This window comes from Pantoea sp. SGAir0184 (assembly GCF_043544755.1).
Genome location: NZ_CP028050.1, coordinates 3,068,945 through 3,095,590 on the forward strand (window position 1 = coordinate 3,068,945; position 26,646 = coordinate 3,095,590).

General features: G+C 51.2%; 27 protein-coding genes and 1 pseudogene. 9 read left to right on the top strand and 19 right to left on the bottom strand.

The genetic code is table 11. The features are described 5' to 3' along the window. Positions 1-124: 124 nt before the first annotated feature. Positions 125-1,669, bottom strand: a complete 1,545-nt coding sequence (locus tag C1N60_RS14605) for a methyl-accepting chemotaxis protein (RefSeq protein ID WP_394521018.1) — start codon at positions 1,667-1,669, stop codon at positions 125-127. 808 nt (positions 1,670-2,477) lie between these two features. Here C1N60_RS14605 and C1N60_RS14610 point away from each other — a divergent pair. Beyond that, positions 2,478-2,636, top strand: a pseudogene (locus C1N60_RS14610) (integrase); the annotation flags it as partial. A 1,919-nt stretch (positions 2,637-4,555) separates the two neighbouring features. Here the strand turns inward: C1N60_RS14610 and C1N60_RS14615 are convergent. The 3 genes from C1N60_RS14615 to C1N60_RS14625 are packed head-to-tail and all read right to left on the bottom strand — an operon-like array spanning position 4,556 to position 6,579. Further along, complete coding sequence (locus C1N60_RS14615; RefSeq protein ID WP_058759805.1) at positions 4,556-4,786, bottom strand: EexN family lipoprotein; 231 nt, start codon at positions 4,784-4,786, stop codon at positions 4,556-4,558. A 42-nt stretch (positions 4,787-4,828) separates the two neighbouring features. Beyond that, positions 4,829-6,010 carry an MFS transporter gene (locus tag C1N60_RS14620; RefSeq protein ID WP_394521019.1) on the bottom strand — a complete coding sequence of 394 codons (1,182 nt, stop codon included), beginning with the start codon at positions 6,008-6,010 and terminating at the stop codon, positions 4,829-4,831. A gap of 41 nt (positions 6,011-6,051) precedes the next feature. Continuing rightward, a complete protein-coding gene (locus tag C1N60_RS14625) occupies positions 6,052-6,579 on the bottom strand; it encodes a GNAT family N-acetyltransferase (protein ID WP_058759807.1) in 528 nt (175 codons plus the stop codon). A gap of 97 nt (positions 6,580-6,676) precedes the next feature. Between C1N60_RS14625 and C1N60_RS14630 the strand changes: the two genes are divergently transcribed. Further along, entirely contained in the window at positions 6,677-7,573 is an 897-nt protein-coding gene (locus C1N60_RS14630; RefSeq protein WP_058759808.1) for a LysR family transcriptional regulator, read from the top strand. Between the two features lie 192 nt (positions 7,574-7,765). Here the strand turns inward: C1N60_RS14630 and C1N60_RS14635 are convergent, their stop codons facing one another. The 7 genes from C1N60_RS14635 to C1N60_RS14665 form a co-directional block, all read right to left on the bottom strand. Then, positions 7,766-8,380, bottom strand: coding sequence for a histidine phosphatase family protein (locus C1N60_RS14635; RefSeq protein WP_110957526.1), 615 nt, complete (start codon positions 8,378-8,380; stop codon positions 7,766-7,768). A 298-nt stretch (positions 8,381-8,678) separates the two neighbouring features. Further along, positions 8,679-9,362, bottom strand: coding sequence for an O-methyltransferase (locus tag C1N60_RS14640; protein ID WP_136545602.1), 684 nt, complete (start codon positions 9,360-9,362; stop codon positions 8,679-8,681). A 25-nt stretch (positions 9,363-9,387) separates the two neighbouring features. Then, the gene (locus tag C1N60_RS14645) at positions 9,388-10,128 is read right to left on the bottom strand and encodes an SDR family oxidoreductase (RefSeq protein WP_136545601.1); all 741 of its coding nucleotides are present in this window, start codon (positions 10,126-10,128) and stop codon (positions 9,388-9,390) included. Between the two features lie 166 nt (positions 10,129-10,294). After that, positions 10,295-11,854: a recombinase family protein gene (locus C1N60_RS14650; protein ID WP_394521020.1), complete on the bottom strand. Its 1,560-nt coding sequence runs from the start codon at positions 11,852-11,854 to the stop codon at positions 10,295-10,297. Positions 11,855-12,330: 476 nt separating this feature from the next. Beyond that, positions 12,331-13,467, bottom strand: coding sequence for an alkene reductase (locus C1N60_RS14655; protein WP_394521021.1), 1,137 nt, complete (start codon positions 13,465-13,467; stop codon positions 12,331-12,333). A 96-nt stretch (positions 13,468-13,563) separates the two neighbouring features. Beyond that, the gene (locus tag C1N60_RS14660) at positions 13,564-14,373 is read right to left on the bottom strand and encodes an enoyl-CoA hydratase/isomerase family protein (RefSeq protein WP_394521022.1); all 810 of its coding nucleotides are present in this window, start codon (positions 14,371-14,373) and stop codon (positions 13,564-13,566) included. 74 nt (positions 14,374-14,447) lie between these two features. Then, the gene (locus tag C1N60_RS14665) at positions 14,448-15,335 is read right to left on the bottom strand and encodes a LysR family transcriptional regulator (protein ID WP_394521023.1); all 888 of its coding nucleotides are present in this window, start codon (positions 15,333-15,335) and stop codon (positions 14,448-14,450) included. 122 nt (positions 15,336-15,457) lie between these two features. Here C1N60_RS14665 and C1N60_RS14670 point away from each other — a divergent pair, with 122 nt between their 5' ends. From C1N60_RS14670 to C1N60_RS14680, 3 genes are all read left to right on the top strand, one after another. After that, positions 15,458-16,090, top strand: a complete 633-nt coding sequence (locus C1N60_RS14670; RefSeq protein WP_346818304.1) for a glutathione S-transferase family protein — start codon at positions 15,458-15,460, stop codon at positions 16,088-16,090. 68 nt (positions 16,091-16,158) lie between these two features. After that, positions 16,159-16,824 (top strand): peroxiredoxin-like family protein, encoded by a 666-nt coding sequence (locus tag C1N60_RS14675; protein WP_394521024.1) that lies wholly within the window; start codon positions 16,159-16,161, stop codon positions 16,822-16,824. 54 nt (positions 16,825-16,878) lie between these two features. Beyond that, positions 16,879-17,595 (top strand): SDR family oxidoreductase, encoded by a 717-nt coding sequence (locus C1N60_RS14680; RefSeq protein ID WP_394521025.1) that lies wholly within the window; start codon positions 16,879-16,881, stop codon positions 17,593-17,595. Between the two features lie 298 nt (positions 17,596-17,893). Here the strand turns inward: C1N60_RS14680 and C1N60_RS14685 are convergent, their stop codons facing one another. Next, a complete protein-coding gene (locus C1N60_RS14685; RefSeq protein WP_394521026.1) occupies positions 17,894-18,580 on the bottom strand; it encodes an SDR family NAD(P)-dependent oxidoreductase in 687 nt (228 codons plus the stop codon). A 358-nt stretch (positions 18,581-18,938) separates the two neighbouring features. On the opposite strand from C1N60_RS14685, the gene C1N60_RS14690 reads away from it, so the two are divergent. Then, the gene (locus C1N60_RS14690; RefSeq protein ID WP_394521027.1) at positions 18,939-19,862 is read left to right on the top strand and encodes a LysR family transcriptional regulator; all 924 of its coding nucleotides are present in this window, start codon (positions 18,939-18,941) and stop codon (positions 19,860-19,862) included. Between the two features lie 269 nt (positions 19,863-20,131). On the opposite strand, the gene C1N60_RS14695 is transcribed toward C1N60_RS14690, so the two are convergent. From C1N60_RS14695 to C1N60_RS14710, 4 genes are all read right to left on the bottom strand, one after another. Further along, entirely contained in the window at positions 20,132-20,653 is a 522-nt protein-coding gene (locus tag C1N60_RS14695; RefSeq protein ID WP_394521028.1) for a 5' nucleotidase, NT5C type, read from the bottom strand. A gap of 165 nt (positions 20,654-20,818) precedes the next feature. After that, a complete protein-coding gene (locus C1N60_RS14700) occupies positions 20,819-21,421 on the bottom strand; it encodes a site-specific integrase (protein ID WP_394521029.1) in 603 nt (200 codons plus the stop codon). 146 nt (positions 21,422-21,567) lie between these two features. Beyond that, a complete protein-coding gene (locus C1N60_RS14705) occupies positions 21,568-22,059 on the bottom strand; it encodes a GNAT family N-acetyltransferase (RefSeq protein WP_394521030.1) in 492 nt (163 codons plus the stop codon). Between the two features lie 91 nt (positions 22,060-22,150). Further along, positions 22,151-22,609: a GNAT family N-acetyltransferase gene (locus C1N60_RS14710; RefSeq protein ID WP_394521031.1), complete on the bottom strand. Its 459-nt coding sequence runs from the start codon at positions 22,607-22,609 to the stop codon at positions 22,151-22,153. Between the two features lie 493 nt (positions 22,610-23,102). Between C1N60_RS14710 and C1N60_RS14715 the strand changes: the two genes are divergently transcribed. Then, positions 23,103-23,444: a cupin domain-containing protein gene (locus C1N60_RS14715; protein ID WP_394521032.1), complete on the top strand. Its 342-nt coding sequence runs from the start codon at positions 23,103-23,105 to the stop codon at positions 23,442-23,444. A 365-nt stretch (positions 23,445-23,809) separates the two neighbouring features. On the opposite strand, the gene C1N60_RS14720 is transcribed toward C1N60_RS14715, so the two are convergent. The 3 genes from C1N60_RS14720 to C1N60_RS14730 are packed head-to-tail and all read right to left on the bottom strand — an operon-like array spanning position 23,810 to position 25,726. Beyond that, positions 23,810-25,177, bottom strand: coding sequence for a helicase RepA family protein (locus C1N60_RS14720; RefSeq protein WP_394521033.1), 1,368 nt, complete (start codon positions 25,175-25,177; stop codon positions 23,810-23,812). Then, entirely contained in the window at positions 25,174-25,542 is a 369-nt protein-coding gene (locus tag C1N60_RS14725; RefSeq protein WP_394521034.1) for a hypothetical protein, read from the bottom strand. The genes C1N60_RS14720 and C1N60_RS14725 overlap by 4 nt, the downstream gene beginning before the upstream one ends. Then, positions 25,532-25,726 (bottom strand): hypothetical protein, encoded by a 195-nt coding sequence (locus tag C1N60_RS14730; RefSeq protein ID WP_021509672.1) that lies wholly within the window; start codon positions 25,724-25,726, stop codon positions 25,532-25,534. The genes C1N60_RS14725 and C1N60_RS14730 overlap by 11 nt, the downstream gene beginning before the upstream one ends. A 311-nt stretch (positions 25,727-26,037) precedes the next feature. Here C1N60_RS14730 and C1N60_RS14735 point away from each other — a divergent pair, with 311 nt between their 5' ends. Both C1N60_RS14735 and C1N60_RS14740 read left to right on the top strand, forming a co-directional pair. After that, entirely contained in the window at positions 26,038-26,217 is a 180-nt protein-coding gene (locus tag C1N60_RS14735; RefSeq protein ID WP_394521035.1) for a hypothetical protein, read from the top strand. Positions 26,218-26,475: 258 nt separating this feature from the next. Next, complete coding sequence (locus C1N60_RS14740) at positions 26,476-26,643, top strand: hypothetical protein (protein WP_394521036.1); 168 nt, start codon at positions 26,476-26,478, stop codon at positions 26,641-26,643. Positions 26,644-26,646: the final 3 nt, after the last annotated feature.

The following is a 26,646-nucleotide window of genomic DNA, read 5'->3' on the forward strand; positions in this document are numbered from 1 at the left end:
GGACGGCTGCAGAATAAATTCAGCAAACATCTTTCCGCCCCACCCGACTCAATCCCCAATATGCACGTGATTTATTGAGCGTCCTTAGTCTTATTTCTACTCAGAAACGCTGAGCCCTTTTACGTCAGACACGAAATGTGTCCACCATCCCCCGCAGAGCGTGCGCCTGCTCAGAGAGAGACTGAGACGCCGAAGAGGACTCTTCAACCAGCGCAGCGTTATTCTGCGTGACACCATCCATCTGACTTACCGCAATGCTAACCTGAGAAATGCCCTGCATCTGTTCTGAAGAAGCCAGTGAAATATTATCCATGGCCACTGCCAGTTCGCCCACCATGCTGACAATCTTCAATATGCTCTGCCCTGTACCTGCTGCCACCTCAACGCCGCTTTCGACTTGCTCAACGGCCTGTTCAATCAGCTGTTTGATGTCGCGAGCAGCATTTGCACTGCGCTGTGCAAGCGTTCTGACTTCACCGGCAACCACGGCAAAACCGCGTCCTTCTTCACCTGCCCGTGCGGCCTCCACCGCTGCGTTGAGCGCCAGAATGTTGGTCTGGAAGGCAATGCTTTCGATCACGGAGGTGATGTCCCGTACCTTTGTCGCGCTCAATGAGATCTCATTCATGGTTTCAGACATACGCTGTACGTCGGCCTCTCCTGCGCGTGCCAGCGTTGCCGCATCCCGGGCAGACCCAGCGGTCTGCTGCGCGCCGGCCGTATTACTTTTCACGGTGGCGGTAAGCTGCTCCATACTGGCCGCAGTTTCCTGCAGCGCTGCAGCCTGCTCCTCGGTGCGGGATGACAATTCTGTATTGCCCTGTGATATCTCATCCGCTGCCAGCGCCACAGAAGCAGCAGAGTCTTTTATCTTTGACACCAGACCACGCAGGTTTGCCTGCATGCCATCCAGAGAAGCCATCAGGCTGGTACTGTCATTGTTTCGCAGCGTTACAGGCGTCGTCAAATCGCCAGAAGCAATGGTTGCCGCAAGAGTCTGCGCCTGTACAGGCTCGCCGCCCAGCTGACGCATCAGTACGCGAATGGTCATAACGCACGTTCCCACTGCCAGCAGTGCTGATGCGGCCGCGAGCAACATCAGGATCAGCGATGCCCGGCGTGTCGCCTGACTGTTGGTTTCAACAGCGGACTGCGTATTTTTCATCTGAACCAGCGTCATGTCATTAAGCGCTTTGAGCAAGGTACTCTGCACCGGGCGCGTGACATTCAGCAGATAGGCAGTGGCTTCCTCGGCACGATTTTCAAGACCGAGCCGGCCAGCCTGCTTCAGCGAGGCAAGTGCAGGCTCCTCAGCTTCAGTAATGCGGCTCATGACTTCCCGCCCCTGCGGTGTTGAATCCTCCTGCATCACCTCAGCCAAAGCCTTGCGGCTGGCTATATACTGCGCTTCTTGTTTTTGTACGCGCTCCCATTCAGGCTTCATTGCCTCAATATCCGTTAAGAGCGCCAGGTTACGAACCGCAATGCCCATATCCCTGATGCTGCCACGCATATCCAGCACCAGCTGATACTTTTTCATTTTGACGTTAACCACATCGTCCATACCTTTGCTCGCATTACTCAGAGCGTTGAGCGCAATGCCGGTACAGATAATAAAAAGTACAACAAGCAGGCCAAAGCCTGTTGCAAGTCGGGTGGATATTTTCATATTAATTCTCGCTGTAAGTAGATGAGAGTGTCGGATATGAATGTGTTATCGGCATTGTGTGACGCAGATTCATCACCCGGAATAGTTAATTTTAAAATTTATTTCGGACCAGTTAATCAGATTTATGCTGGCTGCGTATCGCTATATTAGTGACACTTTCATTGGAAAATTAATCTCAGGATTTTTAGAGACATCATTGTTGTGTGCAGATAATCAATGCTCCTCAAAAATCCGCCCGCACCAGGAATTTTTTCACTAATATGCTATCGCTGATACCCTTGCCTTTTCCTGGCACAAGGATTCTTATTTTGCACAAAACAAAAGCAAACCATTGATTAAATGACAAAATTACAGAGGAACCATCTTAAATAAACATTCTCCTCGCCAACGCAAAACACTCGTTATCATTCAATCTTAAATCCACTAAACCAGGACGAAATAAATTGCGTGAAAAATTTCATAAAAAAAGATTAATTATTATTTAGTATCCATGCATAAAAGGTGACAGGTTGATATTAACGGCCGTAAGTATTTAGCAGGAATGGCCAGACGCGATCCCGAGTCAGGTGCCATAACTATTTCCAATACATTTTTAATGAATATCGTCATCCGCGCCTGACTGACAGAGGTTAAGAAAATCTGTCTGGCAGGAAACATCGCATCTATCCTGAATGGTCAGGTTAACGTATATAATTCCTGTCTAAAAAGGCATCGCGCATTGACTGTCAGCGGGAATAATTCATCAGGGTGCTTATGCCCCAGTGAGCTGGCGTTTCGCCTTATCATGCTGTGCTCTGACATCAGCACAGAGATGGGCGGATGGGAAAGCATCGAAATGGTTCGCAGGTATGCTCACCTGGCACCGAATCACCTGACGGAACATGCGCGCAAAATTGACTCACTTTTAGGGGGTAACGACACAAATACGACACAAGGAGAAAATCAGGTAGGATTGAAGCTTGCGTAAGTCATTGAAAGTATTTGGCACGCCCTACAGGATTCAAACGAATACAACAAGCACATGATTTTTAAGAAATATACTGCATTCGATTTTTGTTCATACCCCCATAAATACCCCCAACTGACCAGTGTCTCAGATATGCCCACTGTTTATAACGAAATAACGAGCTGAATTCAGCGTTCGTAAACAACCTTCCTGTATGAATAAACCTGGTTCGAAAATGATTTGCTTAATAAAGTAGCCCGGCCCTTTGACGCTATTCAGGCTGCATTTCACCACAAACGAATATTTAGGTTCCTTTTGCCAGCGGGTACACAGGTGTGGTGTTTGCATAACCAGGATGGGATCCTCTGGTGACAAATATTGCCGATTTTACGCACATCCGATATAGGCAGCTCAACCTGGCAGGTGAAAACCATTTTTATTAATTAATTTCAGTAACTTAAAAACTGGTCTAATGACACCCCCACAAAAAAAGTGTACAGGTAATCACGTAAATTATTGTTTATTTTCATTGAGTTAAGAGACCTGCCGCCGCCACCATGAAAATGCAAAAATCAGCCGTTTTCCGCGGGGCCGCCGCCTCGTGGACAGGGTACCCCGCCGGGAGGACCCGCTCATTTTTCCACGTCCTGCCGGCCACAGTGATTGCTAATCAACTGGCTGGTGGTCGGTTAAGAAAATGAAAATCAGGACAGAAAGGGTTTTATCCAAATGATGCAAAACCTTCAGACTGTTGCAATGACTTCTCAGAAAGGGCGAACACTCATACACAGGCTAAGCCTTTAATTTTTTTCTGCGACCGTCACTTTGTCTGCCTTAGGAGAGCTGGAAGTCAGATGATTAATCAATAACTCCCTGATTTTATTACGAGTGGTCACAGTGACCACCCGCGTCCTGACGCTCAATCAGGCCCCCTCTTTAAGGACCGGCCGGCTCTTTGGGCAGGCACAAAGCCGTAAGATATTGTTTATTGCATCCATCCTCACTTTGAGGATACAGGTCATGCTCTCAGTGAATTCGTTTTTATGGCAATTGTTGATGTTCGATACTTCTTCGGCGTTTGCACACTCAGCCAGCATCTGCTGGTTATCTACTCAAAGAGTTAAAGCCGCACCTGAAAAGGGTTTTACATGAAAAGTGCAAAACCCAGGCAGCGGCGTTGCCTCTCACTTTGCTAATGCTCAACTGGAACTTAAGTCATTGATTTTTCCATCCGCCGTCACTTTGACCACTTTATGAAGAGGGTGCAGTCAGGTTGATCGATGAATAACGCTCTGATTTCAGTATCAAGGGTGCTAGCAATCTCTAGCCTTACTCACTATTTTGCCCATAGTAGGAAGATGTTATGGATATGGATCATACCTCAGGCTTAAATAGTTATCGTTACTCATAACTATTTGAACGAAATACAAGTCCTCATTTTTAAAATGTCCACCAGCTTGATACTCATCATCATAAACATAGAGGCACCTAAGATTATCCATAAGCCGTAACATGAGTTCGCTCAATTTGCAGAACGTCTGCCACCCTACCCTGAGCTCAGACCTTAGGTCCGCCATGAGCGAAAAACAGGCATTAATTTAATGTAAATAATGGCATTTTTGATAGATGTTTACCGCTGTACGGTTTTCAAAACGAGATGTAGATGTATATGCCGGCGGCTGTAAATCGCATTGTGCTCAAGCCACTGTTGCCGGAATTTTATCCAATCAAGTAGAGAAGAAGCCGGCGTATTTCGCCTGGTGTTGGCCGCCTGGCTCTGTTATACCTTGAGATGGTATCGTCAGCCGCCGGCAAAATCACAATATTTACTGTTTCAGGGGGGAACGCCAGAGTCAGTTGACGGATTAGGTGGAACAGGCGTTCTATGGAATCGCTGAAGAATGACGTAAAAAAGCCGCCTCATGGCGGCTCGTATGGTTTTACCAACCCTTTTCTGGACTCTTTGTAAATTGGCCCGCGTGTACATCGGCATCAATCGCGTTGCGACAGTCTTCGGTGCCGCGCGGATTGGGTTCTTTGCGGCATTCTTCATATTTAGATTTGCGCTCTTTGTTGTGAGCCTTGTACCATTCCTCGCTCTTTGCGCCCTCGTCGCAGCCGGTGAGCAGAATGGAAGTCAGCAGTCCCAGTGAAATCAGTCCAGTTTTCATCGTATCTTCCTTTTAATTAATGAATTGCGACAGCAATTACAGTCACCTGACGTGTCCAGTTTCACGTTTCGGCGGAATTGAAGCTTTCTGTCCATCCGGCGAGGAATGGAGACGCCAGATCATAATGGAAATCGCCGTAATGAACAGGGTAATGATGGCAGATAAAAGCAGCGTGCCGGATGTGCCGTATCGCTCCAGCAATATGGCGTAAGCTGAGGGAGCGACCGCCGCGAGGAAAAAAGCTGGTGACAGCAGCACGCCTGTTCTTCGGGCATAGTGCTTCGGATCAAACAGCACAAGAGGCAGTAAAGCTTTAACTACCGTACTCATTCCGTTCACAGCTCCATAACCCAGAATAAAAATGGCTGCAGCCACAGGGGTGACATTACCTGCAAGGCCGACCAGAAAACAGACTGGCAGCAGAACGCCGGTAACCAGACTCAGGCGGAGCGCAGATGTATTTGCGCCATAAGCCACGTCCAGCAGTCGGACACTCACCTGCCCCCCACCCCACAGCATGCCCGTCACGGCAGGCATGCCATAAGCGGCCAGTATCTGCGGAAAATGAGTGGATACGCCGGTAGAAACAAAGCTTATTAGCGCTATTAGCGTGGCATACCACAGGCCGCTGATGAATGCTTTTCGGTCTTCTGCTTTTCCGATCGCTGGAAAAGTGGGCTGCCCGGCAACGGGTGGTTGACTCCGGTTGCCTGCCGGAATGGCGGACAGAAAAAGCAGGCTGACAATGCCCGCACAGCCGTAAACGATAACCGCATACCGCCAGCCGGTAATGTGCAGTAGCGCAGCCCCAGCAGGCCAGAACACGGCTGAAGCGAGGCCACCCAGCAGTGTGACCAGAGAGACTGCCCGGCGGGCCCCTGCGCCTGCGGTTTCTACAAGCAGAGCAAATGCGGCATCATACAGAGCAAGTCGCATGCCGGCTCCCATCAGGAGCCAGACGGCAATCCACGATGCTGTTGAGCGGGTAAAAGCCATCAGAAAACAGCTGAGAATAATTGCGAGGGTTCCTGCCATCATCAGCGTTCGTCCGCCTGTACGGGCCATTAGGGGGCCGATAAGAGGCGAAATAAACCCCATAACCAGCATGGCAATAGTCAGCCCGGAGAATGTCAGAACTGACGACCAGCCTGTGTCCGCCATGATGGCGGTGCCGAAGACGCCTGGCATATAGAATGTGATACCCCAGTTGATAAGCTGCGTCATGCCAATGCAAAAGAGGGTACGGCCAGTCAGATGCCTGTCAGTCAAACTGTGCTCTCCGGAGAGGCGGCGTCACCCTGTCCCAACGTTCGCTGCAGGATGACCGTATCAAGCCAGCGTCCGTGCTTGAAGCCCACGGATCTGAGTGTTCCTGTAATACTGAAGCCTGCCGCGCGATGCAGGGCGAGAGAGGCGCTATTTTCGCTGTTTCCAACGACGGCTACGAGCTGGCGAAAGTTATACGCTTCTGCCCATGCAACCGCGCTTAATAACAACTTTTTCCCGATCCCCTGACCCTGAAGGTTTGGAGCAATATATACAGAATCTTCCAGGGTGAACCTGTAGGCACACCGCTCCCGATAGCGTGACAGGTAGCAGTACCCGAGGACATTGCCGTCCCCGACCGCAACAAACCAGGGCAGTCCTGCTGCACGCACCTTTTTCAGACGGGCTGTCATTTCAGCCGGGTTCGGCGGTTCGGTTTCAAAACTGGCGGTGCCGTTCAATACGTGATAAGCATAAATCTGCTGGATGGCGTGTATATGTCGTTCATCTGCGAGGGTTATTTCCATCAGTACGGCTCCTTATTCGGTCAGAAGCAGAGGCTAACCCGAATACATCATTTCATACAGGCAGCAGGACTTATCAGCGGCATAAGGAAAATTTTGGATGGCAAACCTGAATCTCGATCATCTGGCTACTTTCAGACTGGTCATCAGCCGGGGAAGTTTCTCCGGCGCGGCTGATGCACTTGGTCTGTCGCAGCCGGCAGTGAGCCTGCAGATAAGACAACTTGAGCAGGCGCTTCACGTCCGCCTTATCGAGCGAACCAGCCGGGGAGTAAGACCCACGCCTGCCGGGCTGACCCTCGCTGAGCACAGCCTGAAAATTGATGCCGTGGTAAGTACAGCAGTTGAATCTGTATGCCTGCATTCCGATGAAATAACCGGCACTGTTACTGTCGGCACAGGCGCAACGGCCTGCATTCATCTGCTGCCTCCCTTACTTCAGCAATTGCGACAGGCCCATCCCCTGCTGAAAGTGGACGTACGCACAGGTAACACTTCCGATATTGTGCGGGGCGTGGAGGAAAACCGTATTGACATTGGGCTGGTGACTCTGCCAGCCGCAGGTAAAAACCTCAGCATAATCCCGCTGGGTACGGATGAGTTTGTTGTTATTATGGAAAAGGATGCCTCAAAGCAGAGCGTAAAAATATGGACTCCGGGCGCCTTGTTGCCGCTGCCGCTGATTATCTTTGAACCGGGAAGCGGTACACGCGCCCTGATTGATCAATGGTTCAGGGAGACAGGACATATGGCCTGCCCGATCATGGAGCTGGGCAGTATTGAGGCTATTAAAAGAATGGTCCGTGCAGGTCTTGGCTACAGCATTGTTCCCCGAATGTCCGTAGCATGTATCGGGGAAAGAGCGGGGCTCGATCTATACCCCGTGACGCCCCCTCTTCACCGTACGCTAGGGGCAGTTATGCGGGAGGATCGGATTGTAAGCAGAGCAATCAATGAAGTGCTGAAAAGCCTTCACAGCAGTTTTGCAAAAAATTAAAACAGATAAATTTTATTCGAAATCTAAATCAGACGGGTCCTATCTACTCTGACCGGGAAAGTCTAACAACAGCGTTTACCAGTTACTAATGTCCGCCTCTGGCACAAAGCGGACTGATACACTGTCCGCTATGAGCGAGAAGCGGATATTGTGTTTAAGATAATATCGCCTGTCTCAAACGACCACCAGAACCTAACGCTCAAGTAGATGTGTGGCAATTCCCCATCTGAGCGCAGTGCATTTTCCATCCAAAAAATCGAAAACGGAGTAACTCGCATTGGGATGAGCGTACCGGGTAAAGTTATCGATAGTCCCTTCTTTAAGTATTGCCAGCACTCCCTGACTTACATGCCCATGCGACACGATACATACGCACTGATGTTCTTTGGTGCCTTGGAGATTTTGTAAGAAACTTATTACTCGTTGAGTTGCCTGTGCCAGTGACTCTCCCTCTGGCGGACAATACTCTGCATCAAATTTGAATAACGCATTTGCATCTTTCGGATGGTGTTGAAGGAGTTGTGCCGTTGACATGCCTTCAAACTGACCAAATGCTTGTTCTTTAAGGGCTGTTTCAGCTACCAGTGAGCAACTAAAGCACTCAGACAGGCTCTGTCCCATTTGCCAGGTACGACCAAGTGGAGAAGCGTAAACACGTTCAACCTGGTAATTATTCGCGTCAAATGCTGCCACTAAGGCTGAGGTTTGGCGCTCCCCCCGGAGGGTCAACGCACTATCGCTATGCCCCTGAATAAAACCGCTCTCATTCCACTCTGTTTCTGCGTGCCGAACAAGAATCACTTTCATTGTTAGTGGACCATGCATGTTTTTGATTTAAATGTCCCGATTCAAACATACCAGCCAGCTGTAGCGGAATGCTTTATGTTCCGGACGAAAAACAGGAAAAAGTTTAGCTGAATGCAAACCGGAATGGCCTGTCTCACGAAGGATGCATTGAGCGTAGATAATTTCCGCTCCTGGCACAAAGCGGACATGTGCAATAAACAATGTTCGCTTTGTGAGGAAATGAATGTTTTGTGTCTTTCATTCATAAATTGTGAATAAACACTGGAGATAAGTGCGTTTTACTGAATGATAAATAGCATCATTGGGTTTTAACGATAGCCAGAACGAAACCATCCCATCCCTTTTCCCCCACAGTCTGAACTGCCGTCGCTTCAAGGCGCTCATCCTCAGAAAGCATTTCGACAAATTTTCGCAGGCCTATAACGTTCGGATCTTCACTACCAGATTCGATGACATTGCCACCGCGCACGGTGTTATCTCCTACGATAACAGTGCCTGGTTTCGACAATCTGATAGCCCATTCAAGGTAGTGGGGGTTATTCACTTTATCGGCATCGATAAAAATCAGGTCAAAAGGCGCATCAAGCGTGGGTAAGACCTCAAGCGCAACTCCCCTGTGCAACGTGACGCGCTCAGCCAGCCCCGCTTTATTGATGTTCTGGCTGGCCACTTCTGCATGATGCTCGTTGAATTCAATTGTCGTTATGCTTCCATGGGGTGGAAGAGCTTTGGCCATCCATATGGTGCTATACCCCCCAAGCGTGCCTATTTCGAGAACACGAACGGCACGTGACATTTGCATGAAAATAGCCAGCATTTTTCCCTGCAAAGAGGATACGTCATGTGTCGGCAAACCTTGAGCTGAGTTATTAGCGAGAGCGTATTTTAAATCTGAATCTTCAGGGGCTAGCTTTTCAGAAAACCATGCATCTACCTGGGCCCATTTATCGGAATCTTGTGAAGGGTAATCCGGAATGCGCATATGAATTGACTCTCCTTAAAAAACTTCAGTAATGAGCCAGCCCGCCATCTACAGCATACTGGCTGCCGGTAACATAGGATGCGTCATCGGACAGCAGGAAAAGTGCAACTGCAGCGGCCTCTTCTGCTGTTCCGGTTCGGCCTAAAGGAACCTGGCTTACCACAAAATCTTCAAACTGCTGACGTGACTCTTCTGGCATAAAGTGCCTGAAGTTGGTTTCAATCGGACCCGGCACCAATGTGTTAGCGCGGATACCGCGTTCAGCCAGCGCTGATGCCCAGCTTTTGACCATAGCGATAATGGCACCTTTCGTCGCTGCATACAGACTTGTCATCGCCGCACCTTCATAGACAGAGGAGGAAGAAGTTACCAAAATGGACGCGCCTGAATTGAGCGATTCGGACAGGGCTGCCAGCTGTAGCATTGGGCCTCGCACATTAACGTTCATCATACGATTGAAAGAATCTGCCGTTACAGATTCCGGGGAGCCTACTTCAGCATAACCGCCATTTAGCCATAATCCATCAAGTGAACCCCAGTCGTTAATAGCCTCACCAAGCCCATGTATATCAGCTTCGCTTGCAGCATCGCTTTTCAGAATAAGCGAAGCTGCAGGAAGCAGACTGCGTGCACGCTCCAGTCTTTCTTCATTAAGACCGGTAAGGGCTACATGGCCACCTTCCGCGACAATACGCTGAGCGCCTGCCAGCCCCATGCCACTCGTGCCTCCAGTAATTAGTATCCGCTTGCCCTTAAATCTGCCCACGCTCACTCCCTTTCACTAGTGGTGAAACCTGCATTTACCTTACGTAAATAAAACATGATTTGTCATCAGTTTCATTACGCAAAGATTGGCACAGCTGATAGCTGCTTGAATGTCTGCTTTTGGCACAAAGCGGACCGATAGTTGCCAGTCCGTAGAGGGGGGCGGATCAGAATATCAGCGTGTCTCCGCACATGTAGGCAAGACTGCTGATGAAGGATGAAACGGGAAGTTTTTTCTTTAGCGGGAAGTTGATTAGCTTGATCCCATTAAGAAGGTGCACGTCGCAACGCCCTTCTGCGGTATGCAGAAACAGCTTATCTATGTGTCGGGCGGCGTAGTCACGGCATCGTTCACGGTTGCGCCTGTCGGCGAGGTTCAGTGCGGCGATCCAATCTTTGGAACCTGCTACACCTCTGCTTCTGAGGGCGCGCAACTTCAGTTCACCCGCCCGTAGCTCTTTGCTCAGTTCCCGCACTTTCATTGCCAGCTCCGGAACGTCCGGAGCAATCTGGAGCGCGGCGATAAGCCGGTTGATGCTAAAGTTGAGTTCGACCAGACGGTTTTCTAGCCGACTGGCGGTGCCCACGACGGTTCCGTTTGCCTGCAGCATATCCATGCTGCACAGCAGGACGTCCACTAGGGCAGCATCAACGTGATCACGGCGTATGGCCGGTTCGTTGCAGCGTTTCAGGCGCCTCATTGGACAGGCGTAATAGCCCCGGCCCTTTTTGTCGACGCTGGTCAAAATGATGGAGTGCCCGCACGTTCCGCAGTACATCAGCGATCTGAAAATATTAATGAGGTAAGGATTGTCGCTGACGCCAGGGTTACCGAATCGGGCGAGACGGACGCCCTGCACGTCGTGGAAGAGTTTGTCTGGAACCACCTGAGGAAAATACCCGCTGATTTCGCTTACTCCTTTTGCCATCGTCTGATAAGACGGAGTAAACGTGCCTGTCAGGGCCTTATTGCCAAGCAGACTTTCAATGGTGCTGGGATTCCATCGCCCGATTTCCCCCGTCAAGGTTGGAACGCCGCGTTCATTGAGCGTTTTCGTGATGCCATTGAGTGAGGAGCCTTTAAGCCTGAGCCTGAATATCACATTAATGGTTCTGGCATGTTCTTCAATCAGCTCAAACTTCTCACCGTCAGGCGAAACAGTCAGCCAGCGCGGGCAGCTGCGCGTAATGAGCTTTCCGGTTGCCGCTGCATCTTCCCGTTTTTTCTGCCAGGCCGCACGCATGCGTCGTGACTTCGTCTCGCTCTCTTCATTCGCACGTTGTGCGATGAGGATAGCTTTAATAAGGACATAGGGGTCATCAAGCGAGTCGATGCTGTAGTGGGTATGATCGCACAGCGTGACTACTTCGATGCCGGACCGCAGGATGCTCTTCAGCCGCTCGGTGGCATCGCTGATTTTTTCACGTGAAAGCCTGTCCAGGCTCTCTACCAGAAGAACGGTTCCTGCAGCAATGTAGCCGTGCTCTACAGCGTCCAGAAAGTCGTAAAGCGCGCCGCGGGTGGCGTTCATACCGCTGTAAGCACTGAGACCCAGATCCTGGTAGGTTGTGTCATCGAGCTCATAATCCGGATGCTGGGACAACCACTCAGAAATGAGTGCGTTCTGACGCCGCAGGGAGTCACCGTACTGCTGGGAAGCATTTGAAAATCTCACATAAGCTATGGCTTCTTTATCATGATGATCTCCTTCATATCGTGACAGCATGACACTTGTGTCGCTCAGGTTATGTGAAGGCAGGCACATCATCAGTTTTAATAGTCTGGCGTTTTTATCGTTAAGGATGGCCTTGCATGCGAGGACGGGACTTCTCTCTCTGTGCACGGCTTAAACAAAGCTGGTTCACGAAGGCGGTCGTCGACATTTATAAACGGGTTTCTAACATGTCAGTCAAGTCGATGGCGAGGTGGTTTCAGCCGCTGCATATTCCATTAGTCATGAGTCACCGCTTGCTATCTACAGTCGAATTACCCCAAAAGGGATAACTTAATGCCGGCCTGGTGCTTAACCGCTGCGAAAAAATTGACTGGCATTATATTAATAAAAGGAATGATATGCGCCAGTGTCTGCTTTGAGCGAAAAGCGGACTTGCTGCTGAGTCTGAAAGACTCATATTTGCAATGAAGATCATTCATCTGAAATCCGGCATCCCCTGGGAATACCGAATCTCAGTTAACTTCTACTCAGACCAGGCGTTCTTTTGGTGCTGGTAGTGAATAAGCAGGAAAATCACTGTAGCCCCGCTCATCTCCGCCAAAGAAAGCGTCACGGTTGTACGCAGCGAGAGGAAATGCGTTTCTTATACGCTCTGGCAGGTCCGGATTGGAGGTGAACAGACGACCAAAAGCAATCAGGTCGGCCTCACCTTTTTGCAGCGTATTCCCGGCATCCTCTGGTTTAAAGCCGCCCGCCGCAATAATTTTCCCCTGATAAAAAGCGCGCAAATCGCGGCTGGCTACCGGCTCCGCATAATAGCCAGCCTCCCTGTCTTCCGGCCCCACGATGCGGGGTTCGATAACATGCAGATAGGCCAGGTCAAACAGGTTCAGCCGCCCGACCAGATAACGGAAAGTGGCTGTCGGATCGCTGTCATGCATATCACCGTATATCCCGCTGGGAGAAATGCGCACAGCAACGCGCCCCGGCCCCCAGACATCAGTCAGTACGCTAACGGACTCAAGCAGAAAGCGCGCACGGTTTTCAAGGGAGCCGCCATAACTGTCAGTGCGCTGATTGCTGCCATCCAGCAGAAACTGTTCAGGTAAGTAACCGTTGGCGGCATGTAGCTCAACGCCATCAAATCCTGCATTTCTGGCCCGAATGGCTGCCTGCCGTAACTCCTCCATGAGCTCATGAATTTCATCCAGTTCCAGAGCGCGAGGAACGGGAAAAAGCTTGCCCTCATAGGATCCCCGTTCATTTTTCACCACGCCATAAGTATCTCTGGCCATGAGCGCTGAAGGCGCGACGGGCTGACGTCCCGCTGACAGTTCAGGCAGGGACTGACGACCCGGGTGCCACAACTGCAGTACAATCTGAGCGCCTCTGGCATGCACGGCTTCCACCAGGCGCTGCCATCCCGCCTGTTGCTCGTCAGTAAAGATTCCCGGTGCATCTTCATAGGCATTCGCATAGGGCGAAACCGCCGTGGCCTCAGCGATAAGGAGCCCTCCGAGACTCGCTCGCTGGCGGTAATATTCTTTCATCAACTTGCCGGGAACACCGCCCGGTTCGGTCCTCATGCGCGTGGTGGGCGCCATAACGACGCGATGGTTCAGATGCAGTTTTCCTGCAGTCACAGGTGAGAATAAAGGGTTCATTAAATCTACCTCACGTTGAGCCAGAGCACATGGGCCCTGGCGCAATATCAAATGAATTCAGTGATGCCAAATAATCTGAGTCAATATCCGACAGGCTTACTGCCGGGCCAGTGTGTGGGCAACCTGCGCGGCACTGATACCTTCCAGCGCCAGGCCATAACCCAGCCCCTCATCTACCAGACGCTTAAGACGCTGAGTCAGTGCAATCCGGGTGTAGCGCGAGGTCAGTGGCGGAAGTGCAGCAATCCCGTCGGCAATTTCGTGAGCGCGGGCCAGAAGCTTATCAGCGGGCACAATTTCGTTTACTACGCCCCAGTCTTTCGCCGTTTCCGCATCAAGCACCTGACGGGTCAGCAAAAAGTGGCGGCCCCGGAGCGATCCAATAACTTCTGGCCACAGAATGTGCACGCCGTCACCGGGGACGATCCCGAATTCGAAATGCGGTTTATCCTGAAAAACGGTTTCCGGGGTGGCCAGAATGGTATCGGTCAGCAGGGCATATTCGCTGTGAAGCAGCACCGGGCCGTTTAGCGCGGTAATCATCGGAACTTCGATATCCAGAATGTTGTTCAGCACCTTTCTGCCTTCGCGCAGAATTTTGTCGAAACCTGCCGGGGTGAAGAAATCAAATCCTTCCGGACTGATTGCGTCCATAAAGGCATCACCCGAACCGGTCAGGATCACTGCGCGGTTTTCACGGTCTTCGCCGATGGCATGGAAGAGCCCGACGAACTGCTCGTGGGTATGGCCATCGAAAACCAGTTTTTCACCGGCAGTATGGAATTTAACCTCCAGTACGCCATTGGGTTTACGGGTCAGGCGGGCATTAGGAAAGGCATAACGATAAGTTTCAAACGTAGACATAGTGGCGATCCTTGTTGTTACCAGACCGGAGTGGCTGGACATGAAACAACACTATTCCATTCCAGTTACATTGGGATCGCCCGGAGATTAGATAACAACTATTCCTGAATGGAATATCATGTTCTACTCTCTCCCATGATGGTTTCAACAAAACCAGCAAACTGCCGGGCTTTGGCACTCGCCAGTCGTCCGTTAGGGAATACGGCCCACAGGTCAATGTCAGGCAGTTGCCATGACGTGAGCACCTTCTGAACGGTTCCGTTTCTTAATTCCTCGGCAAACATCCAGTCGGAGGCAATACACAACCCCATATGGCTTAGCACGGCAGCTCGCTGTCCTTCAGCGGCGCTGACGCGGATGCGACCGCTCACGGCGGTGGACACAACGGCACCCTGCCGGGTGAATGACCAGAGGCTGGGCTGTGGGTTATAGAGAATTGCCTGATGTTCTGCGAGTTCAGCCGGCGTTTTCGGCTCCCCCCTTTCTGAGAGATATTCCGGCGTGGCAATCACTGAGCGGGGTCCTGTTGCCAGCTTTCTGGCGACGACACCTGAGTCGGGCAGATTTCCCATACGCAATGAGATATCAATACCTTCAGCAATCAGGTCGATCACTCGGTCATCCAGGATCACGTCCACATCCAGTTCCGGATGCTCATCAAGGAACGCCGGAAGGCGGGGAATGATATGCAGCCGTGCAAAAGTGGTTGCGGCTGAAATCCGCAGCTTTCCGGACAGGCCTTTTCCTGCTCCCCGGGCGGCCAGTTCAGCCTCTTCGGCTTCCTGCAGGGCGGCCCACGCACGCTCATAATAGCGCTGCCCGGCCTCGGTGGGCGTCAGGCCGTGGGTCGATCGGGTCAGCAAACGGGTCTGTAATCGCGACTCCAGCTGAGCAACAATTTTGGAGACCGCAGGCTGGCCCACGTTTAGCTGTCTGGCAGCTGCAGAGAAGGAGCCTGTATCCACAACACGAATGAAAGTGGCCATTGCCTGAAAGCGATCCATTTTATTCCTCTGAAGAATAGATGTTATCCGTTGAGCATATCTACCATTCCTGTCTCATGCCAGCCATTATCATTTCCAGCTTGCCGGGGCTGGCCCGGCAAACCTCTCAGCAGGAAATGATCATGATTGATATTCATGCTTTCGCCACGCCTAACAGCATCAAGGTGCCTGTCGCTCTCGAAGAACTCGGTTTTGAATATGTTTTACACCCGGTGAACGTCCGTAAAGGGGAACAGAAGTCAGCTGAATTTCTGGCCTTAAACCCCAACGGCAAAGTCCCTGTGCTTGTTGATACTGATGCCTTATCTGAGCCGCTGGTACTGACGGAGTCGGCCGCCATCCTTATCTATCTTGCTGAAAAAACGGGGAAGCTTTTACCGGCGTCAGGCCCGGCCAGGTCACGGGTATTTGAGCAGCTGTTCTTTCATGCTTCAGGACTGGGACCGGCTTTCGGTCAGGCAGGTTTTTTCCAGCGTCAGGCATCCGAACCACAGCCGCTGGCAATTCAGCGTTTCACTACTGAAGCAGACCGCACCCTTAAGGTGCTGGATACCCTTCTGGCTGACCGCCAGTTTGTTGCCGGAAAGGAATACAGCATTGCTGATATTGCGCACTTCGGCTGGCTGTGGCGTCGGGAGTTTGCCGGGGTGAGTTTTGAAAACACACCCAATGTGGCTCGCTGGTTTGATGAAATGATTAACCGGCCCGCCGTACAGCGCGCCACAGAACGCATTAACGCGCTTGTCCCCCGGTAAGTGACTGTTGTAAAGCCGCCCGGAAATTAAGAGATCACCCTAAATAACTTTTCAGAGAAAACATCATTATGCTGCAGGCAAAGCTTGACGCTTTTAAGGCGGATTTTGAAGCAGGTAAGCCCCCCTATAATATCCCTCAACCGGTGGCGGAAATCATGCGCCGCGCGACGGATGAACTGATTCAGTCCGGCGCCGCTACGCATGCGCTTAAGGCGGGAGATAAGGCGCCTCTGTTTACGTTAAACGATCCGCAGGGCCATGCCGTTTCCTCTGCCGGATTGCTGTCAAAAGGTCCACTTGTGCTGAGTTTCTACCGTGGCATCTGGTGCCCTTATTGCAATATGGAACTGCAGGCGCTCAATGAAGCGCTTCCCGCATTTCAGGCGCTGGGCGCAGCGCTTGTCGCCCTCTCCCCCCAGACGACGGCTAACAGCCGTAAATCCATGCGTCACAATAACCTCAGCTTTCCGATTCTGTCTGACCCACACAACAGCGTGGCGGATGCCTTTGGGCTGCGTTTTAACCTGCCGGATTATCTGATTGAACTGTACAAAGGACTGAAGAACGACCTGCCTCTATTTAACGGAGATGAGAGCTGGACGCTTCCTATGCCTGCCCGCTATGTCATCGATCAGGAAGGCACGATTATTTATGCTGAAGTGAATCCCGACTATACGCGCCGGCCGGAGCCGGAAGAGATGCTGCCCTCACTGCGTCGCATCCGCAGCATGTGAAATCATCGTGACCTCTCGCAAAAAAATGCCGGGGCGAATTAACAGGAGTCAAAAATGAAGAGAACATTTTTAATCACAGGCGCCAGCAAAGGCATCGGGCTGGCGCTTGCCCGCCGTCTCGCCGGGGCAGGTCATGAGGTGGTCGGTATAGCACGAGGTTCCCGGGACGATTTCCCTGGCACCTTAATCAGCGCAGATCTTTCCAACGCCAGGCAGACACAACAGACTTTCAAAGAGTTAAGTCAGCGATTCGCATTTGACGGGATCGTCAACAATGTGGGTCTGGTTAAACCTCAGCGTCTCGGCGATATAGATTTAGCGACTTTCGAAGAGGTTATACGCGTCAATCTCTATCCCGCTGTACAGGGAACACAGGCCATTCTCGCCGGCATGAAAGACCGGGGCTGGGGGCGAATCATCAATATTTCCAGCCTGACGGTGCTTGGCAGTGTTGAACGGACAGCTTATGCCGCTGCAAAAGCGTCTCTAATCAGCTTCACCCGTAACTGGGCACTGGAACTCGCTCAGACAGGTATTACGGTGAACGCGGTGGCGCCGGGGCCGACTGAAACAGAGCTTTTTCGGGCGAATAACCCGCCAGGCAGCGCAGGTGAAGAGCGCTATCTCAGGGGAGTGCCAATGAGGCGATTTGGCAAGCCAGACGAAATTGCGGCTACTGTTGCTTTTCTGATGTCACAGGACGCCGGCTTTATAACCGGCCAGACCCTCTTTGTCGATGGCGGGGCGTCAGTGGGTCAGCAGCTTTTTTAACGCGACAGTCATCGCGGATTTACTTTCCTGTGGCTCCTGTAGCGGCAGTTAAATGTCCGCGCCTGAAAACCAGGCGTCTCAGCCCTGGCTCAGGTGGGAAGCGGACATTTATGCCTGTTTTCACTGTTTAACCATGCGCGACATGCATTCGGGTAACCCCACAATGCGCAGGGATGACAAAACATGTTCCGGTCAGGAACAGAGCGCGGTGCAACAGACGATCTGATGAAAGACTGCCGTTGAAAGTGCCCCGGCGTTTACACATCAGGCAGCTTGCGTCATTCACCAGCGCTCAAACTTACCATGGCAGCGTTTTGCCCTGGTAATTGAGGAAAGCAATACCTCGCTGATTAAAGCGTGTCATGAGCATGTCTGTCACGCCGCGAGTGCTGGTTTCGACATCCAGTAGCGCATCCGGACCGCCCATTTCAGTCCGAACCCACCCCGGCGCGACCGCCGTGAGTGACCAGGGCACCTGCGGATTTTCAGCGATAAAACTTCGCATTGACTGATTCAGTGCTGATTTACTGGATCGATAAGGCTCCCATCCTCCCTGCACATTATCCGCAATACTAGCCAGTTCTGATGACATGACAGCAACCACCCCGTCTGCCCGAACCAGAGGTGAAAAAATACGTAATGCCGACATGGCCCCCGCTACATTGGTAAGCATGACAGTGAGTAAACGCTGAGCGAATGATTCATCGGGCGACCCGGCCGTTCCGGCATTCACCAAAAGTAGATCCAGTGTTCTTCCCGTCAGCCTGCCGCTCAGGGTTTTTAGAGACTCATCGCTGGTCATGTCGAGCGTTTCAACTGATAACAGAGAATTACGCCCGGCGAGCTCGCGAAGGTGGGAGCGGGAAGCGCCGTTGCGCTCAGTAGCAATCACCTGCCAGCTACGTTCCATAAACCGTTCTGTCATTCCCAGCCCCAGACCGCGACTGGCACCAATAATTAACGCGGTAGATTTATTTTCCAGCATGGTTTTACCTCGGGTTGTGCAGTAATCATTGCTTTCTCAGGCCAGCCTGGCTCTGCCACCTGTATTACATGCCTGTTAAAGCCGGGTATTAAATGCTTTAAAACCCTCATGTCCTGAGCAGGCCTGACCTGCAGGATATTCATGAAAGTGAACATTTACCGGAAGGCTTGAGAGGATGAAAAAAAGTTTATGGCCTCTTGATTCATTAATCCATATCATGAACGTCATAACTCAAGTGACAAAAAGTCATTAAACGATGGCGTTCAGGCTGCTAACCTGTTTGAACGAGAAGAGAGGGGAAAATGCTCAGCCTTCGAGGCAAAAACTTCTCTTTCTGAATTTGTGTAGAGGTGCAAGCATGGCATTTGACGAGCGGATGCTAAAGGGTATGGGGGTATTAACCGCTGTGGTGAAAGGGGGAAGTTTCGCCACAGCAGCGGAAGCATTGGATATGTCACCTTCAGGTGTCAGCCGGGCAATTGTCAGGCTGGAAAATCGTCTGGGTATCCGGCTGTTTGAGCGAACCACCCGATCTATCGCGTTAACGGACGAGGGGCAGCGATTTTACACGCAAATCGTCCCCTTACTGGCGGGGCTTGAGGAAGCTACTGCGTGTGCGATTGATGGTCGCAATTCCGTTCGTGGTCGTCTGCGGGTCAATGTTCATCCGTTTTTTTCGAGGCTGATACTTGGCCCACGGTTAGGACAGTTTTTGAAGCAACATCCTGACTTACAGGTTGAACTCTCCACGCGTGAAGAGTTGGGCGATTTAGTTGCAGAGGGGTTTGACCTGGCCATTCGCTTTGGCGAACATCGGTCGTCAACGCTGGTTGCACGTAAGCTTCTGGACACCCGTATTCTCACAGTTGCTTCGCCAGCATATATCACAGAGCATGGCAAACCCAGGTCACCAGACGAACTTTCCTCACCTCGACATACATGCATTCAGTTTCGTTCACCTGAAACGGGCAAGCTTTTCACCTGGGAATTCCAGCGCGGAAATGAGATCAAATCGCTAAATTTACAGGGACAGCTAATTGTAAACAATGTCGGTACCCTGCACGGCACCTGTCTTGCGGGATATGGCATAGCGCAGATTATGGAACTGGGTGCTGAGCAGTTATTAGCTGAGGGTAAACTGATTGATTTGTTTCCGGAGTGGCCCGACGAAAGGTTTCCGCTTTATGCGCTCTATCCTTCACGCACCTATCTGCCGGCAAAAATATCTGCTTTTCTGAATTTTGTTTCAGCGATTGTCACCGAACCTGATGCACGTCTATAACGACGTGACGACAGCGCAATAGTCCGGTCACGGGAAGAAGGCGAAAGATTAAAGGGAAATTTAGCGACGTCCACAGGCGGCTTGCCTTACATAGAAAGAAACAATGAATTTTCCGCGCAGCAGCGATCCTGCCTGTAAGCAGGAAACTGAATAAAAGTGTCTCCTTAGAGCGAGGAACGGACATTGAGACATCCGTTCATAATCAGGAAAAAAAGATAATGCGTATAATGACCAACCTCGGTTTAGGTCAATATTATTATTAGTTAATACTAAAGAAACAAATCTCCAACTTCCTGCCAATTATTAACACGTTTATATCCTTCCACATAGATATTATGTGGAGCGGTAAAAATGATGCCCTCGCCACAAAACGCATGGAAGTGTCGACTATTATCATCAATAAGATAATCTGCATTAAGTATGCTTTTGCTGCTACAGAAGACGATGTTCATTGGGCTAATAAAAGGAAAATGCTGTTTTAGCCATTCAAACTTGGCAGTAAATGAAAGAGGAAACTCCATAGCTGCCGTAGTGATGAAAACTTCATGTTTTTTAGCCATAGGTAGCAGAACATCCTGGCTTCCTGGCATTACTGGAAGGTCAGAAAAGAAATCGTTTTCACCAATCATGGTATCGATGTCATGGGCCAACTCTGGCCAACGTTTCTGAGCAGAAAATCCCTGTAAATCAGTTAATTTGACATTCATTTCGAAAAGTTTATTGAATGATTTGATGAATTTTTTATTGAAATCCGCGATAACCTCATCCATGTCTACTGCAATTCTGGCCAAATTACTCTCCGGTAAAGATCAAAGGTTATGGAAAACATAAGCTTATGTAGTAGGTTGTTTTATCAGTTCCTGCCACTGTACTTCGAGTGAGGAGGGAAAGCTCATCTTTTCATAAATTTATGATGTCCGCTCTTGGCACAGGGCTGCTGTTGCAGCCCTCACAAATTAAACTTCAATAGACTCAGCTATCTCCAGAGCATCATCCACTTCATTACCGAGATAACGGACTGTACTTTCGAGGTTTTTGTGACCTAACAGTAACTGGATCACTCGAAGATTCTTCGTTTTTTTATAGATCAGATATGGCTTGGTTCTTCGCATAGAATGCGTACTGTACAGAGTCTCGTCGAGACCCAGCTTATCAATCCATCCATGAAAAATACGGTTATATTGCCTGGTTGAGATATGTCGTGAAGAACCGACGCGGGACTGGAACAGATAGTCGCTACTAAGTAGATGAGCCATTTTGATCCACGCTGCCACAGCCTCTCTGGTTCCCTTAGTCAGTTCAAACTGAACGGGGCTTCCCGTTTTTTGCTGCAGCACTGTCGCTCTGCCCGAAACAGAGTGCCCATAGGCCACATCAGAAACCTTCAGCTTTACCAGGTCACAGCCCCGAAGTTTACTGTCCAGAGCCATGTTAAACAGAGCTAAATCGCGTACTTTTCCTTCCAGCTCAAATCTGATACGGATTCCCCAGATATGAGAGATCTGGAGAGGCCGTTTCTGGCCAATAATACGGCCCCTGTTCCATGGGAATGTTGTCATGCTTAATCTCCATTAGATCAGGAGATGTGATTATGGATGTCCTATATGAGCGAGAAGCGGGCTTCAAATGATGGCCACGGGGAAGCTCTGCCATATTAAACATAACAACCCCGACACGTAGTGCCGCTGAGCCGTCAGAATGGGATTTAGGAATGTGCGCACTGTATAACAAACGCCGCTAAATTCTGATGTTCTAATCTGAAATATTGCTTTTCTTCGACCATAGAAGCCCCAAGCGACAAGTAAAATTCGGCAGCTTTCGGGTTGGTTGTTTCAGCAGTCCAGTCAAAACGTGTGCAGCCATGCTCAACTGCGAAAGTCGCGATAAATCGCATTAGTGATTTACCGACTCCCAGGCCTCTCACCGCCGCTAAAGTGAAGAGATCTTTCATGTACGCCTGCCCGGAGCACTTTGGCGCAGGAAACATCAGCGTGAACGTAGCAAATCCGACGAGCTTCCCATCTTTCCATGCCCCCAGGACGGTCACACCCGAATAGGCGGAGAAAACACGGTTGGTCAGATAAGAGAGCATTTCGTTATAGCTGGCAGCCTCACTCCCAAAGTAATACGATTCCATTTTGACAAAAACTCTCGCCAGCTCCGGAATGCCCGCATCCCCGCAGATCTCGATTTTCATACGTTTCCCTTTATTTTTACAGTCGGCGCATCGCACCTATTTACCATAACACTACTGTTGAACCCTTCGTTGGCGTTATAGCAGCGTTACCTTAAAGGAGCTCTTTGCGCATAAAAACACTTAACGAATCTGGTTTGTACGGGGGGAATGCATCGCATATCTCGTACCCGCATCTGCGATAAAGCGCTATAGCCGGTTGCTGGAGAATACCTGTTTCAAGCTGCAATAGCCGCGAATTCCTTTCTAAAGCAATCCCCTCGATTGCACTGACTATCTGCTCTCCGAGCTTCCTGCCCCGGTATTCCGGTCGAATATAAACCCGCTTAACCTCTGCTGAGCCATCTTCGTGAAAGAGCAAAGCACCACAACCTGCAGGTGCATCCTCTTCATCACGTACTATCACGCACCGGAGCTGCTCGTCACTAACTGTTGAAAGATCCAGGCAGTGGTTACTTTCTGCAGGGTACAGTTCGCTCTGAAAGGCATCGAGCTCGCTGATCAACCGCGCCAGGTCAGAATCCCCTTTATCAACTTCTGAAATGTTGAACATTCACTATCCTCAATCCAGTTTTAGCGACTGAATCTACCATACCTGTTCCGACTATGACGTCTATCCATATTTAATATAAGACTACCTTCGTGCCCATCTAACGAGCGCTTGAGCGTGGTCCTGTCGCGAGCGGCTCGTTTCAAGCACCTTTTACTCTTCATATCACTGAAAAATGCCCCTGATGATTCCGGCGAGACTGCATGGCTACGCAGTAAGAACTGTTATCCACCGGTTAGTGCATGCCGATGGTGGAAATGTCCGCTTCTGGAATAGAGCAGGCGGACGTCAGGCTAATGTCCGCTATGAGCGAGGAGCGGACCTTACGATCCTGTCTTTAAACTCCTGAGCCCATTAATCCATGGCTATCCAGTATATTGAAACAGGCAACTCAGCGTACTAATGCACTAACTCATAAAAAAGATATTTACAATTAATGTGATACCCGAGTAAAAATTTATTAAATTATTGGAAAAGTCGCATAAATAGGAGAGGTATGAAGATTTCAAAAGAAAATGCAGAGCATTATGTCTGGGGCGAGGATTGCGACGGTTGGTATCTGGTAAACCGACAAGACATGTTGGTCATTCATGAAAAAATGCCGTCGGGTACTGCTGAAAACCGACACTGGCACTCCATCTCAAGACAGTTTTTCTTTGTCCTCAATGGTGTTTTATCTATGGAGTTAGAGGGTGAAATGCACGATATTAAGCCCCTGCAAGGATTAGAGATTCCCCCGGGGGCAAAACATCAAGCCAGAAACGACACGGAGTCTCCCGTGGAATTTATTGTGATTTCGCATCCCACGACACGAGGGGATCGCACTGACCTTCTTTAATCCTGCTGCGAACTCACGAAAAATGGCTACGGCTTGTCATAACGTAGGTGACGCGAACGTATCTGGGTATTGGCAACGTCCACTTCTGGGACAAAGCGAACATTCTGCCTGAGTTTTCCTGAATGAGCTTTAACGTCAGGCCATCAATGCGTAAGCAAGCTGACACTCTGCGCTTCCCTCACTTTCTCCTCACTTTATCCCTCACTTTTTGCTCCTCACTTTTTCCGCACCTGTTTTTCGGGAAAATCGCTCCGAAGCCAGTCATATCAGGGGTTTCCACACCTTCCCTCACTTTTTCCGTATATATACATGAAAAGTGAGGAGCGGAGGTTAACTTCCGCACTCCCTCCTCACCGCTCCTCACTTTATCCCTCACTTTTCCGGCAGCTGATGATTGTTATTTCTTCATCGTTGACTGTTACCATCCCGTGGCTTTCAAGCTTGGCCAGCCAGCGACTGAAGTTTTTGCTGACATCGATACCCATGGCTTTCATGTCATCACGCAGTAATGTACGGGTACAGGCATCCCCGTTTTCAGTCCGGCTGCGGATAAGCGCCCAAAGAGTGGCATGGTTTTCACTCAGGTTCGGGATACTGGATAAATGCGGGTCATGCTCATCAGCCTCCCGGGCGACATCCCGCACGGCCAGTGAATGGATTTCCTCTCCCTCTTCGTCCGTGAACAGCCTGACCGGCTGCAGGTCGTACGCCCGGCGCTTCGGCTCCTCAGCGTCCTTCATTTTGGTGCAGGTCAGAATCAGGGCGATGTTCTCATCCTCGCGCCTCACCTGAAACTCAGCGTCCAGCGCCGCGCGGAACGCGCTGGAGCCCCGCGCCCCTTTGGCCTCGTCTTTTCCTGAATGGTGAACCACCAGCACCGTGGCGCCGGTCTTACGCTTAATGTCGTCACAGCCCTCAATGAACGCTCCCATATCGCGGGCGTCGTTCTCATCGTTGCCGCCAAAGCAGCGCGCCAGGGTGTCGATGACAATCAGCCGCACCGGCAGACCGCCCTCTGACGCAATCTGCTTCGCCGCCAGGATGACCTCCTGCACCTCTGACTGACGCACCGGAAAGACGGGGCGGTTTACCAGCCAGACGTTTTCCACGCGCTGCTGATAAACCTGCTCCCAGGCGCGGATGCGGCGCGGCACGCCGATGCCGCCCTCACCCACGATATACAGCACCGCGCCGCGGTTAACCCTGTGGCCTGCCCAGGGGAGGCCCGCCGAAATATGGCAGGCCCAGGAGACGGCGAGAAAGCTTTTGAATGAGCCGCTGGGGCCGTAGATGCTGCACAGCGCCTGCGCGGGCAGGATGTGCTTCATCACATAGTCCTGCCGGGCGTCGAAGCCCTCAGAGCCGCGCGACAGCGGCAGCCGGGTCCTCGTCGCGTCTGCCGCAGGGAAGACGCGCTGAATGCGCCCGTTGTCGCGCAGGCAGGCATCCAGCGCCTCCGTGCCGAGGATTTCCGCCACGACCGAGCGGCGGAGCGCCTTCACCTGCTCAGCGTCCGTGCCCAGATAGCCGGCGTCGCACAGGTCTTCGTAGGTCATGCCGTGCAGCTGCATCAGCCGCACCACCAGCTTTCCGCAGCGGGTTGCCGGGTCGTGATGCTGGCGGGCGGCCTTTTCCAGCTCAAAGCGGCTGCAGGGGCGTCCGTGCGCCCACAGATAGACGCAGGCAAAGAGCGCGTCGGAAAGCGGCTCGGTAAGCCGCAGGGGATGGCTCATTTCGGCAGGCCTCCGCTCATCTGGAATTTGCCAATCAGCGGGTGGTACCAGTACGCCGAGCCGTACTTCCGTTTGGCCGCACGCAGCACCAGACGGGCCGCCTCACGGAATTTCCCGTCCGGCACCAGATAGCCTCCGGCCCTGTGCCGCACCAGCATCACGCCGGCGTTTTTTGCCAGCTCCTCCGCCTTTTTGGTCGAGATGCCAAACTCCGCCGCCAGCGTGCTGACCGGCGCTATGCCGGGCGGAATGGTGCCGCCCTGCGAATCCACCAGCGCGTTCAGGCTGGCCTCCAGGTCCCCGACGCGCGCAGTGAGCGCCTCCACCCGGCCGGCCAGCTCGTTAAACTTCACGTTACTGATCATGGTGCTTTCCTCCGTCAGCCCTGAGCGCGCGGTAAATCTCAAAGTTGATGTCGCAGGCCAGGCTGATGAGGTGCCGCAGCTGGGGCGAACACTCCTGGCAGGCCTTGTCCATAATCACCTCAAACAGCGAGGTGGCCATCTCGGCCTGGAATTCAGCCTGATCCAGGTCCATGGGCTCACGCATTTTGGACCTCCTGAACGGGCAGCGGGCCCGCGGGAGAGAGGGGAAGGCAGCGGATATCCTGCTCTGAGCCGGCGCCGGTGCAGAGACGGGACGGGGGTACAGACCGGTCCTGACGGGAAATGGTCAGGAAGCGGTGCTGATATTTGGGACGAGTTTGGGTATGCTTGTTCATAGCCATAACTGTTACTCCTGTTAACGGTTTGGTTAGACGCCTCGGTAGTGGGTCCAAGCACTGCTGAGGCGTTGCCTTTTTTACCAACTGTATGTAATGTGTCACTACACATAAACACAGTACAACCGGTGTAATTAACGTGTCAACACACAAAAATGAAAGACGTGGTAATCCTCCTTTCCAGTTTCGGCTTGATCCCGAATTGAGAGACATGATGGAGCAGGCGCAGCAGAAAGATGGCGACGAATCTTTAGCTGCCTGGATAAAGCGCATCATTCGCAAAGAGCTCCAGTCCAGAGATATTGAACCCAAAGGCTGACCCTGACAGCAAACACCAGCAAGTGCGTATATCCCGAAGCCATAACAAACTTATCCTGGATCATCTCAACGTTTGCTGAGACAGCTCTGGTACATTCACGCGGTTTGAGTAAGGCGAAGACGTCAGAATTGCATCTAAACCTGACTGAACAGGTAAGGTTTCGCCAGACATAATGTCGGAGTATGCGAAAAGATTTGTATATTCACTGCACACATCCATTTCTCTGCCGAAAATAGCTTTAAAGATAGGAGTGCGCAGATGAAGCATAATGAGAACGACAGTGAATTACCTGGAAAACCCGTAAACACCGATAACAGTAACAGAACAGGCCCGCAGCACGTCGAACAGGATAATGACTGGCTTTCAGAGCTGGAACACGAGATGAAGGAGATGGCAAAAAAATGGCCTGGATCAGGCCAGGCTTAATGA

Excerpts from the sequence above, each read along its gene's own strand:
- C1N60_RS14605 (WP_394521018.1), bottom strand. The coding sequence starts at position 1,669 with ATGAAAATATCCACCCGACTTGCAACAGGCTTTGGCCTGCTTGTTGTA.
- C1N60_RS14615 (WP_058759805.1), bottom strand. The coding sequence starts at position 4,786 with ATGAAAACTGGACTGATTTCACTGGGACTGCTGACTTCCATTCTGCTC.
- C1N60_RS14620 (WP_394521019.1), bottom strand. The coding sequence starts at position 6,010 with ATGACGCAGCTTATCAACTGGGGTATCACATTCTATATGCCAGGCGTC.
- C1N60_RS14625 (WP_058759807.1), bottom strand. The coding sequence starts at position 6,579 with ATGGAAATAACCCTCGCAGATGAACGACATATACACGCCATCCAGCAG.
- C1N60_RS14630 (WP_058759808.1), top strand. The coding sequence starts at position 6,677 with ATGGCAAACCTGAATCTCGATCATCTGGCTACTTTCAGACTGGTCATC.
- C1N60_RS14635 (WP_110957526.1), bottom strand. The coding sequence starts at position 8,380 with ATGAAAGTGATTCTTGTTCGGCACGCAGAAACAGAGTGGAATGAGAGC.
- C1N60_RS14640 (WP_136545602.1), bottom strand. The coding sequence starts at position 9,362 with ATGCGCATTCCGGATTACCCTTCACAAGATTCCGATAAATGGGCCCAG.
- C1N60_RS14650 (WP_394521020.1), bottom strand. The coding sequence starts at position 11,854 with ATGCTGTCACGATATGAAGGAGATCATCATGATAAAGAAGCCATAGCT.
- C1N60_RS14655 (WP_394521021.1), bottom strand. The coding sequence starts at position 13,467 with ATGAACCCTTTATTCTCACCTGTGACTGCAGGAAAACTGCATCTGAAC.
- C1N60_RS14660 (WP_394521022.1), bottom strand. The coding sequence starts at position 14,373 with ATGTCCAGCCACTCCGGTCTGGTAACAACAAGGATCGCCACTATGTCT.
- C1N60_RS14665 (WP_394521023.1), bottom strand. The coding sequence starts at position 15,335 with ATGGATCGCTTTCAGGCAATGGCCACTTTCATTCGTGTTGTGGATACA.
- C1N60_RS14670 (WP_346818304.1), top strand. The coding sequence starts at position 15,458 with ATGATTGATATTCATGCTTTCGCCACGCCTAACAGCATCAAGGTGCCT.
- C1N60_RS14675 (WP_394521024.1), top strand. The coding sequence starts at position 16,159 with ATGCTGCAGGCAAAGCTTGACGCTTTTAAGGCGGATTTTGAAGCAGGT.
- C1N60_RS14680 (WP_394521025.1), top strand. The coding sequence starts at position 16,879 with ATGAAGAGAACATTTTTAATCACAGGCGCCAGCAAAGGCATCGGGCTG.
- C1N60_RS14685 (WP_394521026.1), bottom strand. The coding sequence starts at position 18,580 with ATGCTGGAAAATAAATCTACCGCGTTAATTATTGGTGCCAGTCGCGGT.
- C1N60_RS14690 (WP_394521027.1), top strand. The coding sequence starts at position 18,939 with ATGGCATTTGACGAGCGGATGCTAAAGGGTATGGGGGTATTAACCGCT.
- C1N60_RS14700 (WP_394521029.1), bottom strand. The coding sequence starts at position 21,421 with ATGACAACATTCCCATGGAACAGGGGCCGTATTATTGGCCAGAAACGG.
- C1N60_RS14705 (WP_394521030.1), bottom strand. The coding sequence starts at position 22,059 with ATGAAAATCGAGATCTGCGGGGATGCGGGCATTCCGGAGCTGGCGAGA.
- C1N60_RS14710 (WP_394521031.1), bottom strand. The coding sequence starts at position 22,609 with ATGTTCAACATTTCAGAAGTTGATAAAGGGGATTCTGACCTGGCGCGG.
- C1N60_RS14715 (WP_394521032.1), top strand. The coding sequence starts at position 23,103 with ATGAAGATTTCAAAAGAAAATGCAGAGCATTATGTCTGGGGCGAGGAT.
- C1N60_RS14720 (WP_394521033.1), bottom strand. The coding sequence starts at position 25,177 with ATGAGCCATCCCCTGCGGCTTACCGAGCCGCTTTCCGACGCGCTCTTT.
- C1N60_RS14725 (WP_394521034.1), bottom strand. The coding sequence starts at position 25,542 with ATGATCAGTAACGTGAAGTTTAACGAGCTGGCCGGCCGGGTGGAGGCG.
- C1N60_RS14730 (WP_021509672.1), bottom strand. The coding sequence starts at position 25,726 with ATGCGTGAGCCCATGGACCTGGATCAGGCTGAATTCCAGGCCGAGATG.
- C1N60_RS14740 (WP_394521036.1), top strand. The coding sequence starts at position 26,476 with ATGAAGCATAATGAGAACGACAGTGAATTACCTGGAAAACCCGTAAAC.